Source organism: Limimaricola cinnabarinus (assembly GCF_002723615.1).
Taxonomy (GTDB): Bacteria; Pseudomonadota; Alphaproteobacteria; order Rhodobacterales; family Rhodobacteraceae; genus Limimaricola; species Limimaricola cinnabarinus_B.
The window spans coordinates 26,597-39,100 of record NZ_KZ304974.1; the positions used below are offsets into that span (position 1 = coordinate 26,597).

The 12,504-nt window shown below is 65.7% G+C and carries 16 protein-coding genes; 2 read left to right on the plus strand and 14 right to left on the minus strand.

Annotation, left to right across the window (positions count from 1 at the left end):
• Positions 1–101 precede the first annotated feature (101 nt).
• The 14 genes from CJ301_RS15940 to CJ301_RS16005 all read right to left on the minus strand — a co-directional run bounded on the left by CJ301_RS15940 (position 102) and on the right by CJ301_RS16005 (position 10,809).
• Positions 102–308: a hypothetical protein gene (locus CJ301_RS15940; RefSeq protein ID WP_099278363.1), complete on the minus strand. Its 207-nt coding sequence runs from the start codon at positions 306–308 to the stop codon at positions 102–104.
• Positions 309–2,084: 1,776 nt separating this feature from the next.
• Positions 2,085–4,427, minus strand: coding sequence for a heavy metal translocating P-type ATPase (locus CJ301_RS15950; RefSeq protein ID WP_099278365.1), 2,343 nt, complete (start codon positions 4,425–4,427; stop codon positions 2,085–2,087).
• Positions 4,428–4,598: 171 nt separating this feature from the next.
• Positions 4,599–5,324, minus strand: coding sequence for a cytochrome c biogenesis CcdA family protein (locus tag CJ301_RS15955; RefSeq protein WP_099278366.1), 726 nt, complete (start codon positions 5,322–5,324; stop codon positions 4,599–4,601).
• Positions 5,317–5,811 carry a hypothetical protein gene (locus CJ301_RS15960; RefSeq protein WP_099278367.1) on the minus strand — a complete coding sequence of 165 codons (495 nt, stop codon included), beginning with the start codon at positions 5,809–5,811 and terminating at the stop codon, positions 5,317–5,319. The genes CJ301_RS15955 and CJ301_RS15960 overlap by 8 nt, the downstream gene beginning before the upstream one ends.
• Complete coding sequence (locus CJ301_RS15965; protein WP_099278368.1) at positions 5,808–6,422, minus strand: TlpA family protein disulfide reductase; 615 nt, start codon at positions 6,420–6,422, stop codon at positions 5,808–5,810. The genes CJ301_RS15960 and CJ301_RS15965 overlap by 4 nt, the downstream gene beginning before the upstream one ends.
• A complete protein-coding gene (locus CJ301_RS15970) occupies positions 6,422–7,063 on the minus strand; it encodes an SCO family protein (RefSeq protein WP_099278369.1) in 642 nt (213 codons plus the stop codon). The genes CJ301_RS15965 and CJ301_RS15970 overlap by 1 nt, the downstream gene beginning before the upstream one ends.
• Positions 7,064–7,116: 53 nt before the next feature.
• Positions 7,117–7,410 (minus strand): hypothetical protein, encoded by a 294-nt coding sequence (locus CJ301_RS15975; RefSeq protein ID WP_099278370.1) that lies wholly within the window; start codon positions 7,408–7,410, stop codon positions 7,117–7,119.
• Positions 7,411–7,433: 23 nt separating this feature from the next.
• On the minus strand, positions 7,434–7,709 hold the full coding sequence (locus tag CJ301_RS15980) for a hypothetical protein (protein ID WP_099278371.1): 276 nt from the start codon (positions 7,707–7,709) through the stop codon (positions 7,434–7,436).
• Entirely contained in the window at positions 7,706–8,233 is a 528-nt protein-coding gene (locus CJ301_RS15985; RefSeq protein ID WP_099278374.1) for a DsbE family thiol:disulfide interchange protein, read from the minus strand. The genes CJ301_RS15980 and CJ301_RS15985 overlap by 4 nt, the downstream gene beginning before the upstream one ends.
• Before the next feature lie 47 nt (positions 8,234–8,280).
• Positions 8,281–8,787, minus strand: a complete 507-nt coding sequence (locus CJ301_RS15990) for a c-type cytochrome (protein ID WP_089885482.1) — start codon at positions 8,785–8,787, stop codon at positions 8,281–8,283.
• Positions 8,784–8,912 (minus strand): hypothetical protein, encoded by a 129-nt coding sequence (locus CJ301_RS19270; protein WP_301553819.1) that lies wholly within the window; start codon positions 8,910–8,912, stop codon positions 8,784–8,786. The genes CJ301_RS15990 and CJ301_RS19270 overlap by 4 nt, the downstream gene beginning before the upstream one ends.
• 16 nt (positions 8,913–8,928) lie before the next feature.
• Positions 8,929–9,420, minus strand: coding sequence for a DUF411 domain-containing protein (locus CJ301_RS15995; protein WP_089885480.1), 492 nt, complete (start codon positions 9,418–9,420; stop codon positions 8,929–8,931).
• A 1-nt stretch (position 9,421) separates the two neighbouring features.
• Complete coding sequence (locus CJ301_RS16000; RefSeq protein WP_173812381.1) at positions 9,422–10,369, minus strand: exo-alpha-sialidase; 948 nt, start codon at positions 10,367–10,369, stop codon at positions 9,422–9,424.
• 98 nt (positions 10,370–10,467) lie between these two features.
• Positions 10,468–10,809, minus strand: coding sequence for a hypothetical protein (locus CJ301_RS16005; protein ID WP_089885478.1), 342 nt, complete (start codon positions 10,807–10,809; stop codon positions 10,468–10,470).
• A gap of 160 nt (positions 10,810–10,969) precedes the next feature.
• Here CJ301_RS16005 and CJ301_RS16010 point away from each other — a divergent pair, with 160 nt between their 5' ends.
• Positions 10,970–11,404 carry a CBS domain-containing protein gene (locus CJ301_RS16010; RefSeq protein ID WP_099278372.1) on the plus strand — a complete coding sequence of 145 codons (435 nt, stop codon included), beginning with the start codon at positions 10,970–10,972 and terminating at the stop codon, positions 11,402–11,404.
• Positions 11,405–11,671: 267 nt separating this feature from the next.
• A partial coding sequence (locus CJ301_RS16015; protein WP_162620577.1) for an NAD-dependent epimerase/dehydratase family protein occupies positions 11,672–12,504 on the plus strand: 833 nt, incomplete at its 3' end.

Consider the following 12,504-nt stretch of genomic DNA (forward strand, 5'->3'; position numbering starts at 1 on the left):
CAGACAGGCAGGCAAACGATGGTCACACGCGAGGTGAAAGTAACTTTCACCTAACGCGCCTCCCCTACCCCACCACCGCCGGAGACTTTCGGTCCCGAGGTTCAGTCGAGGGAGAGCAGTTTGAGTCCGACAGCATCGACCAGCTGCATCATGGTGCTGTCCTCCTGCCAGAGGTTGTTGAGGGTCTCCGAGTGGCTCTGAGGTTCGACTTCGGGGTAAGCCTCTTCCAGGACCGCCTGCGCTGCACTCACGGTGGTCAGTTGCCCATCGGTGAATCTTTCGGTGGTCAATTGAGGCCAGGTCGTCATGGTGCCTCCTATCCACGGCTCAGTGCCAAAGTTGCTTAGAGGATAGTGCCGAACGAAGAAGCTACTGGGGTGAAAGTGACTTTCACCTCCCCTCCCCTGCTGACAGGTCCGTATCCGCACACCGCGTTCTTATAATGTTCTCGTCCATGCAGGCAACCGCTCTACAAAGAGCGACCATGGCCCCGCTCCTACCTCTGTGTAAGAATACATCTTCTCCCGGATGAGCAGCATGAAGTGGCTCTGTCTATGGGTCTCACTCCCCTACTGCGCCTCTTCGCTCTTGCCGGTCTCTTATTCTCCTTGGCGCTGTGTAGCAGCGAGGCAGACCCTGACTTCGCCTCTACTTCGGAATCGAGGTCGCCCCTGTTGAAAGCGACTTTCACCTCACCATCGTGCTTAGGTCGCCGTTACTGAAAGTGAGCTTCATCTCGAGCGTGAGCCGGAACCTACTGAAAGTCACTTTCAACAGCTGCCTGGAAGCCGTTGAGGGTGGATCCGTAAGATCGGGAAGGTTCTCCCCATGGCGGCGTCAGGCGCACGCCGAGCGGCCGTCGATGCGATGTCAGTTCCTCCAGCGAGGGTTGCGCCCGTGAGGATGCCGGCGGGCCCTGTGGCGCGGGTTGTTGCTCGGATGTCTCGTCGAACAGGAAATCCCGCTGGGGTGAAAGTGATTTTCACCTGCTGTGTCCGCACCCTACTGAAAGTGGCTTTCACTTCGGCCATAGATCTGGTCTCGGCCTCTGCTTCAATCTCAGTGGCTCTTTGAGATGGTTTCTGCTGAAAGTGACTTTCACCTGTCTTCACCAAGCGCCGGCGGGTGCCGTGACTTGGCGCTGATCAGATCCCCGTCGCTCACGCGGAGAAGATCGCGCGAGAGACCCCGGCATACAGAAAGAAAGAAACTTCGATCCAGCCAGACGGACAAACAGGCAGTCAGAAAGTCAGAATCGCCCGGCTCCTTCCGCCCGCGGTTAGGTCTTTCATCTCCAAGGTTGGTGAAAGTGAATCTTACTTCGACGCGCCCGGTGCCCACTGGGGCATCTTCCACGGACCGCGCTTGCCATCTACTGAAAGTGACTTTCACCAAGACGACGCGCTCGCCCTATCAGCCTATCTTTCTGTCTTAGGCGGGCAGGGGGGCTCGCAGGATCTCGTCCAGGATGGCGGGGCGACCCCTGACGTAGGAGAGGGCAGCTCGATCAACTTGGATGTCTTCAGGGCGAAGCGGGGAGGCGAGGCTTAGTCCGTCGAGGCTGCGAGCCCGGCCCAGTGCAACGTAAGTCTGCCCAACTTCGAATACACGGGACGTCAGGTCGATCCTGACATCGTCCAGACTCATGCCCTGGGCCTTGTGGATGGTTGCCGCGTATCCGTGAAGAAGAAGCAGCAGGGCGCTGACTCTGCCGGCCACGATTGGCTCAACGCGGCCGGTCTTCTGACTCCACGCGTGCCTTCTCTCCGTCCAGGTGGCTGGATAAACCCTTGTCCGGTGCTGCGAGCCGCTAAATAGCACCAGGGCGCCTCCACAGCCCGGCTGAGGGAGCTGGATGACTGTGCCAAGGGATCCGTTGGCGTATCTGCACATGGGATCGTTCTGCGTGGCGTAGACGCGAGATCCTTCGACCAGCACAAGGCGCTCGGCGAAGGGCAGGGCGTTCTTGTTGTGTTCTGATGTGAGGGGGCGTTGTTGACGTTGTTGCTGTCGACATGATCTGTCTCCCTGTCCCACTCAACCAGAAGTGGGGCGGCGGGTTCGGCGCCGCCCCGCACTTCGTGTCACCCGTCGAACCCCACCCGCGCGGCACGCAGCCTGAGCGCGTTGCCGATCACCGAGACCGAGGACAGGCTCATCGCGGCGGCCGCGATCACCGGCGACAGCAGCAGCCCGGTGAAGGGGTAGAGCAGGCCGGCCGCGACGGGCACGCCGAGGCCGTTGTAGAGGAAGGCGAAAGCGAGATTCTGCTTGATGTTGCGCACCGTGGCGCGGCTGAGCCGGCGCGCGGTGACCAGCGCCGTCAGGTCGCCGCGCACCAGCGTGACGCCGGCGCTCTCCACCGCGACATCAGCGCCGGTGCCCATGGCGATGCCTACATCCGCGGCGGCGAGCGCGGGCGCGTCGTTCACCCCGTCGCCGGCCATCGCCACGGTGCGGCCCTCCGATTGCAGCCTTCGGATCGCCGCCTGCTTGTCGGCGGGCAGCACCTCGGCGATCACCTCGTCGATGCCGAGATCCTCGGCCACGGCGCGGGCCGTCACCTCGTTGTCGCCGGTGAGCATGACGATGCGCAGCCCCTCGTCATGCAGCGCCGCGATGGCCTTGGGCGTCGTCTCCTTGATCCGGTCGGCCACGGCCACCAGCCCTGCGGCGCATCCGTCCACCGCCACGAGGATCGCGGTCTGCCCCTTGCGCCGCGCGGCATCGGCCCGCTCGGACAGGGCTGCGGTGTCGGCGCCCGCCTCGCGCATCATCGCGACGTTGCCGATGGCGGTGCTGCGGCCCGCGACCCGGCCCGAGATGCCCTTGCCGGTGATGCTGTCGAAGCTTTCGACCTCGGGCAGGGTGATGCCGCGCGCCGATGCGCCCTCGACGATGGCGCGCGCCAGCGGATGTTCGGACTGCGCCTCCAGCGCCGCAACGAGGCCCAGAAGCTCGTCCTCGGTCATGCCTTCGGCCAATACCTCGACCAGGGCGGGGCGTCCCTCGGTCAAGGTGCCGGTCTTGTCCACGACCAGCGTGTCGACGGCGGCGAACCGTTCGAGCGCGGCGGCGTTCTTGATCAGCACGCCGTGCCCCGCGCCCTTGCCGACGCCCACCATGATCGACATCGGTGTGGCGAGGCCGAGCGCACAAGGACAGGCGATGATCAGCACCGAAACTGCCGAAATGAGGCCGAGGGCCATCGCCGGGGCTGGACCGAACAAGCTCCAGACCACGAAAGCCAGCAAGGCGATCCCGACGACGAAGGGGACGAAGTAACCCGAGACCTTGTCGGCGAGCTTCTGGATCGGCGCCTGGCTGCGCTGCGCCTCGGCGACCATGGCGACGATGCGGTTGAGCATGGTGTCGGCGCCGACGCGCTGCGCCCCCATCACGAAGCTGCCGGTCTGGTTGATCGCGCCGCCGGTGACCGCGTCGCCCTCGGCCTTCTCGACCGGGATCGGCTCGCCGGTGAGCATGCTCTCGTCGATGGTCGAGCGTCCTTCCAGAACCACGCCGTCGACCGGCACGCTCTCGCCTGGCCGCACGCGCAGCCGGTCGCCCGAGCGGATCATGTCGAGCGGCACGTCGCGCTCGCCTCGGTCGTCGACAAGGCGCGCGGTCTTGGGCGCGAGATCGAGCAGCGCCCGGATTGCGCCCCCGGTGCGTTCGCGCGCGCGCAGTTCCAGCAGCTGGCCCAGTAGCACCAGCGTCACGATCACCGCCGCCGCTTCGAAATAGACGCCGACCTCGCCCTCGTGGCCGCGGAACTGCGGCGGAAATATCTGTGGCACGACTGTGGCCACGACCGAGTAGACATAGGCCACGCCAACGCCGAGCGCGATCAGCGTGAACATGTTGAGGTTGCGGCTGCGGACCGAGGCCCAGCCCCGCTCGAAAAAGGGCAGGGCACACCACAGCACCACCGGTGTCGCGAGGATCAATTCAATCCAGTCGAGCATCGGCGCGGAGATGATGGCGAAAGCCTGCGGCGCGAAATGCCGGCCCATGGCGATAATTGCCAGCGGGATCGTCAAGGCTGAGCTTAGCACGAAGCGGCGGCGGAAGTCGATGTATTCCTCGCTCGGGCCTTCGGTCATCGGGATGCCCTTGGGCTCCAGCGCCATGCCGCAAATCGGGCAGGAGCCGGGGCCGACCTGCTCGATCTCCGGGTGCATCGGGCAGGTGTAGATCACGTCCTCGCGCTCGGGCGGCGCGGCCTTCAGCGCGGGGTCGAGGAAGATCTCGGGCCGGGTGTCGAACTTCTCTCGGCACTTGGCCGAGCAGAAATAGAAGGTCTCCCCCTCGTGGTCCGAGACATGCTTGGCGGTTTCGACATTGACTGACATGCCGCAGACCGGGTCGATCGCTGTTTGATCGCCGGGCAGATCGTGATGATGGGTATGGTGGCTCTGGCCCATGACATGCCTTTCAAATCCGAGAGCGGTGTCGTGTGGCTCCCGCGTTGCAAGAAGCCCTCGTGGGGCAAGATAAATTCGGCATTGTGCCGGATGCGTCGTCCACTGGACGCTCTGATCTCTCGATCTCGTCTCGGCCTGCGTTCGAAAGACAGACCGATTGCCAGTATGGTTCTATCCAATCCTTCCCAACACAGGCATGGTTTCGAGCAGCCAGTAAGACAGGTCGCTTAGCTGGCCTGTCATCATCGCCAGCCCCATCAACACCATGACACCGCCCGCGGCGCGGTGCAGAACGCGTCCGAATTTGCGCGCCGAACGCAGACGTCGGCTGGCTTGCTGGATGAACGCCGCCACCATCAGGAAGGGCAGTCCCAGCCCTGCCGAATAGACCGCGAGAAGCGTCATGCCGTCTCCGATGGTGGCCTGCGCGGCGCTTGCGGTCAGGATCGCGCCAAGGATGGGGCCGATGCAGGGGGTCCATCCGAAGCCGAAGGCCAGACCGAGGACATAGGAGGCTGTCGGCTGGCCGCCGGGGATGTCGAGGTTCAGCCGGAACTCGCGTTCGAGAGACCGCAGGCGCGCGGCCCCGAGCATGAAGAGCCCGAAGAGGATCACGACCCCGCCGCCGACCATGTTCAGCTCGTAGCGCCATCGCAACAGCGCCTGTCCGAGCGCCGTGGCCGAGGCTCCAAGGGCGATGAAGATCGTCGAGAAGCCCAGCACGAAGCAGAGGCTCAGCCCGATCGTCGCGGCGCGGCCCTGCGTGCTGCCCGGCGCCGTTCGTCCCGCGATGTAGGAGACATAGCCGGGCACCAGCGGCAGGACGCAGGGCGACAGAAAGGAGACGGTGCCGGCCAGCAGCGCGGCGAGAAGGCCGAGCGACTGGATGTCAGCCACGGGTGATTCCCCGCCAGGACAGCCGGGATGTGGCGCCGAGATAGGCGGCCACGGGCACGACGAGCCATTGCAGGAACGGGGTCAGGCCCGCATCGATGACCGGGATCACCGGCATGATGTCACGGTAAGCCCAGGCCTCGCGCACGGTGATGTTCAGCCATTCGCTGAAGATGGTGTAGCCGACGCCCATCACCACCGCGGCGAGCAGCACCGGAGCCCAGCTCTGACGGGGCCAATCCCCCGATCCCAGGGCGAAGAGCGCCAGGAGCAGCGTGCTGAAGGCGATGAAGAGATCGCCACCCGTGCAATGCAGGATCGCGAAGGCGATCTCGCCTACCGTGCCTTCGATCCAGATCGTGTAGAGCGGGATATGGGCGATCTCCCACAGCAGGTGACCAATGAGGGAGAACAGGAAGTAGCGCCGCAGGACCGTCAGCCAGTCCGGACGGGTGGCGGTGCGCGAAGGCGCAGGCGCGGCCGCGGTCATCGGAACCACCCTCTTGCCCGGTCGAGCAGGCCCTCGGGCTCGGGATGCGGATGCGCGTTGGTAAGGCCATTGATATGCATGAGAAGGTTGAGCGGCGCGAAGCTGGCGCCATGGAAGATGGCGACATGCCGCCCCTCCCGGTCGAAGAGGTGAATCATTGGGTTGTCTCCATTTCGTGCGGATCGGGAGGCGAGTTCTACCTCGAGGTCTTCGAGCGCACCATTTGGCACCGCGACCGACCAGTTCCCGGCGTCGACGGTGTCGATACCGTCCGGTTCCTCGGCGATCGTGATGAAGCGGACCATCTCGCGCATCGGGCTCGCATTGAGCGACGCCACCGTCTGCGCAAGCCGATCATGCTGCGCCCGGCAGGGCTCGAGGCAAGGGCTCGAGCGAACGTGCACGGCCACGACCTGTCCCACGAGGTCCGCGAGATCGAGCGGCTGACCATCCGCGCCGATGAGGTCCAGATCAGGCGCGGGGCCGGAGATCGCCTCGAATGCGGGCTCTTTCTGGGCGGTGACCTCGTCGAGCCGTTCGCCCGGGTGATCGGCCAGCGCCGGGATGCCGAGCAGGGCCATGGTCATGGCAATGGGAACGAGGCGCCGCATCAGCTTCGCTCCTCCGCCTCAAGACGCATCTCGATCTCCCGGGCCAGGTCCTCGGGGGGCTGGTCGCCTTCCAGGAAGACGGCCTCGAAGCGGCCGTCGGGCCGCATCAGGTAGATGTGGCCGGCATGCGCCATGCGGTATCCGTCGGCGGCCTCCGCATCCGGCAGCTGCTCGTGATAAACCTTGAAGGCATGCGCGGCGGCCGTGACCTGATCGTTGCTGCCGGTCAGCCCGACGAGGTCGGGGTGAAAGTTCGCGACGTAGTCGGCCATGACCTCGGGCGTGTCCCGCTCGGGGTCCACCGTGATGAAAAGGGGCGCGATCCGGTCTGCATCCTCGTTCAGAAGATCAAGCGCGGTGGCCATGTAGGCCAGCGTGGTCGGGCAGACATCGGGGCAGTTGGTGAAGCCGAAGAACACGAGCTGCCAGCGGCCGGCGTAATCGGCCTGTGTCACCGCACGCCCGGTGTGGTCGATCAGCTCGAAGTCGGAGCGGATGTCGGCCTCGCCGCTGTAGGCAACCTCAATGGGCGCGGAGGGATCGCGCAGGACGACAAGTCCCGCGATGGCCAGGGCGAAAACGGCGGCCCCGCTCCAGAGGAGGAAGCGCAACCGTCGGTAAAAGCTGTGGGAATTGGGCATCTGTCTGTCTTTCTGGTTGGCCCGCCCGGGCGAGGGCCCGGGCGGGCCTTCGTTCAGCCCTGATCGGCCTCGTCGTGATGTTCCTGCATGTGGGTGTTCATCGTTTCCATCATCTCCATGCAGGCCTGCATGTGCTTCATCATCATGGGCATCATGTTTTCCATGCCTTCCATGCCTTCCATGCCTTCCATGCCCTGCATCCCGGCCATGTCGCCGCCCATCATGTGGCCGCCTTCCTTCGTCGTCTCCTGGGTTTCCGCCGGGGCGGTCTCCTGGGCGTGGGCCAGGGGGGCGAGCGCGAGCAGGGAGAGGGCGACGGCGCCGCCGAGCTTGGTGGTGGTTTTCATGTTGTGTCCTTTCGGAATGGGTTTCAGTCGGTCGAAACGTCCGGCTTGATTGCTGGATCGCTTTTGTTGGCGCAGGCGGACGAGCCCCCACGCATGCAGAGGCCCAACGCGCACATGACGGCGCAGGGGGCCAAACTCAGGATCAGGGGCGCGGCGCCGATGGCGGTGAGCCAGCCCCAGTTCAGGATCATGCCGGTGCCGATGACGGCGAAGGCCAGCACCATCCAGCCACGCCGTCCGAATGCCGGGAAACGGCGGGCAGGGGCGGTCACGGTGGCGGATTTTGACAGCTCGCTCATGCCTCGCCCTCCGACTGGAGCCGTCGCACGACCGGCAGGATGTCCTGCTCGAGCGAGCGGCGGTCAAAGGGGCCGACATGCTTGTAGGCAATGCGGCCCTGTGCATCGATGACGAAGGTTTCCGGCAGACCGTAGACACCCCAGTCGATCGAGGCGCGTCCCGAGCGGTCGGCGCCGATGCGGGTATAGGGGTCGCCCGTCTCGTCGAGGAAGGCGAGCGCCGCGTCCGGCGCATCCTTGTAGTTGATGCCGTGGATCGGAACCGTGCCCTGGGCGGCCAGCTCGACCAGCAGCGGCATCTCGACCCGGCAGGGCACGCACCACGAGGCCCAGACGTTGACGATCGACACCTCGCCCTGCAAATCGGCGGAGGACAGGCCGTCATCGCGGCCCTCGATCGGCGGCAGGTCGAATTCGGGCACCGCGCGACCGATCAGGGCCGAGGGCAGCCGGTCGTCGGAGTTCATCAGGCCCCAGTAGAAAGCCGCCGCGAGCGCTGCGAACAGCGCCGCTGGGAGCAGCACCAAGGCCCGGCCTCGGGATTGCCTGCGCGGGGCTTGTTCCGCCGAGCTCATGGCTTGCCCTCGGCCCCGGCCGAGACCTCTGCCTGGAAGCCGCGCTCGCGCTCGGACCAGCTGGTCTTGATGTAGGCCAGCACCGCCTTGATCTCGTCATCGCTCAGCAGGCCCTCGAAGGCCGGCATGTCGCTCTCGTAGCCGGGCACCACCGCACCTACACCATGCTTGGTAATGGTGAAGAGATCGCGGTCGGCGTGGTGCCAGGTATGGCCGCTGTCGTCATGCGGCGGGGCGGGCATGCGCCCGTCCTCGGTCCGGCGGCGCCAGTCGGGCTGGCCCTCGAGCTGCGCGCCATGGCAGGCGGCGCAGCTCTCGGCATAGATCGCGCCGCCCTGTTCGACCATGTCCCGCGTGACAGGCTCTCCGAGGATGGCGAGCCCCGCGATCTCCGCCGGTGCCGCTCCCTGCGAGTCCCCCTCCATCAAGCCTTGGGCCACCGCCGCGATCGCGGCGGCGCCAATCAGGCCCGAGGCGAGGCCGATGGCCAGCCCGCGTCTCATCGCGCGCTCCTGAGGAACTTAACCAGCGCCAACAGGCTCAGAACGAGCAGCGTCAGCACCAGCAGCATGACGAGCCCGCCCCCGGCCATCATGGCGCCCATCATCGGTCCGTTCATCATCGACATCATGGCCTCCATGCACTCATTCATCGGAGAACACCGTCACTTCGTCGCCGGCGAAGGCGTAGGTCTTGAGCGTGCCACTCTTGCCGCCCATGCCAGGGGCGTTCATCGGCATGCCGGGCAGGGTGATGCCGGTGATCTCGGGGCGCTCGGTGGTCAGCCGCGCCACGATTTCGGCCGGGACCAACCCGCTGACATAGTAGCCATCGACCTGCGCGAGATGGCAGCCAAGACCCTGCTCGGGCACCCCGGCCTCGATCGAGCGCTTGTCGAAGTCGCGGTCGTCGATCCGCGTCACATGGTAGCCGTTCTCCTCCATGTAGTCCGCATAGGCGTCGCAGCAGCCGCAATTCGGATCGCGCCAGATCGTCATCTGCCGATCGGCGGGAACGGTGGTCTCGGCGAGCGTGACAGCCGCGCTGTCGGTTTCGGCGGTGGTGAAGGTCGCGATGCCGATGGCGGAGACGGCGGCCAGCGCGAGGGCGGTGCCGGTGAGAAGCTTGCGGTTCATGTCAGCTATCCTTGGACAGATCGAAAGGGGACCAGTTGGTGCCGCCGTCGCGCGAGACGCGCAGACCGGCGGCATCGGCGGAGATCACGTGGAGCGGATCGGCGGGGTCGACGGCGAGGGCGCTGATGGGGTCGGAGGCGCTCTGCTCCCAGTTCACCCCCGCATCCATCGACAGCCACAGCCCGGAGGGCAGCGCCGCGAGAAGGCGCTGGGGTGCGTCGGGGGCAAGGGCGAGGATCTCGATTGGCTCGCCTTCGGGTAGCGCGGCCACCGCCGCGGGGGCGTCTCCCGCCACGAGCGCGTCCAGCGCGTCGCCTGCGACCACGTCCTGCCAGCGGCAGAAGCAGTCGGGCACCCGCGTCAGCCCGGTCCGCGTGCCGGCATAGAGCCAGATGCCACCCATGCCGGTTTCGTGCGCCACGGAGACGAGGCTGAGCACGTCATGCTCTTCGCCGCCGAGATAGGGGCGGTCCATCACGAAGGCCCACGTCTCGCCACCATCCTCGCTGCGCCAGAGCCCGTCGCCTTCGAGAGCGGCATAGATGGTGTCGGGCGCCTGCGCGGCCACAGCGATCGAAAGGATCGCCGCGCCGGGCAGCCCGGCATCGGCGGGGACCCAGCTTTGGCCGCCGTCATGGCTGCGGCGCAGGGCGCCGTCGCGCCATCCGGCGAGGATCGTGCCCGGGCGGTCGGGATGCGTGGCGAGGGCGGAGGGTCCCGCCGGAGCGTCGAGCCGGGTCCACGCATCGCCCTCGTGGCGCAGCAGGCCATCCGGCGTGGCGGCAAGGAGGGCAGTGCCGTCGAAGGCCAAGGTAGTGACGGCGTCCGAAGGGGCACTCCGGGGGGCCGAGCGGGCGAGGCCCGGGGCGAGCATCGTCATGCCCATCGCGGCAAGGCCGGAGGACAGGACGCGACGGCGCGACAGCGCACGTGCGAAATGAGTGGTCATGGAGGATATCCCGAGAAGGAGAAGGTCGGTTCAGCGTCCGCCTGCCGAAATCGGGCGGGCATGACGAAACCGGGCCGTCACCTGCGCGGTGCGGCCGGTCAGCTCAGGATGGTGGCTCGTGGGGGTGCGGGGTCGAAGCCCGGCTGGCGTGTTCGCACCGCCGCGTCCGCGGGCCAACCGAGAGCGGTCGCGGCGACAGCCTGCGGCAGCGCTGCCATAAACGTCTCCGTGGACAGCAGCGGCGCAGTGCAGTCGAGGTCACAGACCACCTGTTCGCTCGCATCCTGCGCACAGGCCGAGCAGAGATCGTCCTGCTGTTCCACGGTGCTGGACGCCGCCATGTCGATCGACATCCGGGCGCCGGCAACGTCATGCACCAGCACGCCGACCAGAAGGGTCAGCGACAGGCAGAACGTGGCAAGGCGAACCCAGAGGCGCATGGCAACGATCTAAGAACGGACGCGCCGCCTGTCTACCGGGCGAGGGGGAAATTCGCTCACGAAACCGTCACCTTGCGGATCGTCGCCGAAGCGCGCGCGAGGCGGGAACGCGGCCATGGGTCTGTTCGTTTTCATCCCGCACTCAACAGAGGAGCGAAGCATGCAAGTTCAGGACATCATGACCAGCGATCCCGTCTGTTGCGGCGGGAACACCACCATCCAGGAAGCCGCGAAGCTGATGGCCGAACGCTCCATCGGGGCGCTTCCGGTGCTCAACGACGCGGGCGAGCCGATGGGCATCGTGACGGATCGCGACATCTGCTGCGGCGCCGTGGCCGAAGGCAAGTCCGGCGATACGGCCGTCTCCGAGGTCATGTCGACAGATGTGCTGACCACCTCGCCGGAGGAGGACGTCTCCTCCTGCTGCAACAAGATGGAAGAGCGCCAGGTGCGCCGCGCCGTCGTGACCGATGGTGAGGGCAAGTGCTGCGGGATGGTGGCGCAGGCCGACGTGGCGCGTGAGGCGCAGGGCGCGGAAACCGCGGATCTCGTCCAGAAGGTCTCGCAGCCGGAAGGCCGTTCGGGCTGCTGCTGACATGACGGGCGGAGCGCCGCGAGGTGCTCCGCCTCTTTTTTCCGTCTCGGCGGCGATGTCCGGACCCGTCGTCCATGCCGGAGGTTGAGGGGGTCGAAGGCCTTACGAGAATCGGCGCGGCCACAGCACAGGAGACATAGATGATGGACGGCGGAATGATGGGCGGAGGAATGATGTTCGGCATGGGGATCTGGGGTCTCCTGATCCTCGTGCTGGTGATCCTCGCGATCGTGGCGCTGGTGAAATATCTGCGCAAATAGGTGAGGAATGACGGAGACACCGGACAAGCCCGTCGTCCTTGTCACCGGCTCCAGCGGCTATCTTGGCGGAGCGGTCGTCCGACGCCTGCATCAGAGTTACCGCGTTGTCGGGCTTGATCGCCATTCGCCACCACACCCGCCTCACCAAGCGGAATGTGTCTGTTTCGATATCACCGATCAGCAAAGCGTAGACAAAGCTCTGGCGAGGGTGCGGCTTGCCTATGGCGATCGCATTGCCGCGTGTATTCACCTCGCGGCCTATTTCGATCTGACGGGCGAGGACAATCCCGCATATGACGCCGTGACGGTGGAAGGGACGAAGCGGCTGCTGAAGGGGTTGCAGGAGTTCCAGCTCGAGCAGTTCGTCTTTGCCTCCACCATGCTCGCGCATGCGCCGACTTCGCCGGGGCAGCCAATCGATGAAGACGCGCCGTTCGATGCGAAGCTTCCCTACCGTGCCTCGAAGGTGCGCACCGAGGCGATGTTGAGACAGGAGAAGGGCGAAGAAAAGCTTGTCCTGATGCGCCCTGCCGGCATCTACGATGACCAGGGGCATTCCACGTTCCTTGCTCACCAGATCGCGCGCATTTACGAGAAGCGCTTCAGCGGCAAAGTCTACCCGGGCGATCTGTCACGCGGACAGGCCTTTCTGCATCTCGAAGACCTGCTGGATGCGATCGAATGCATCGTGGATCGTCGGATGGATCTCCCGGATGTGCTTCCGGTTCTGTTGGGCGAAGCCGAACCCATTCCCTTCGGAGAGTTGCAGCGCCTGATCGGGCACGAGTTGCATGGAGAGGATTGGATCACCTGGAACATCCCGCCGAAACTCGCCAAGAT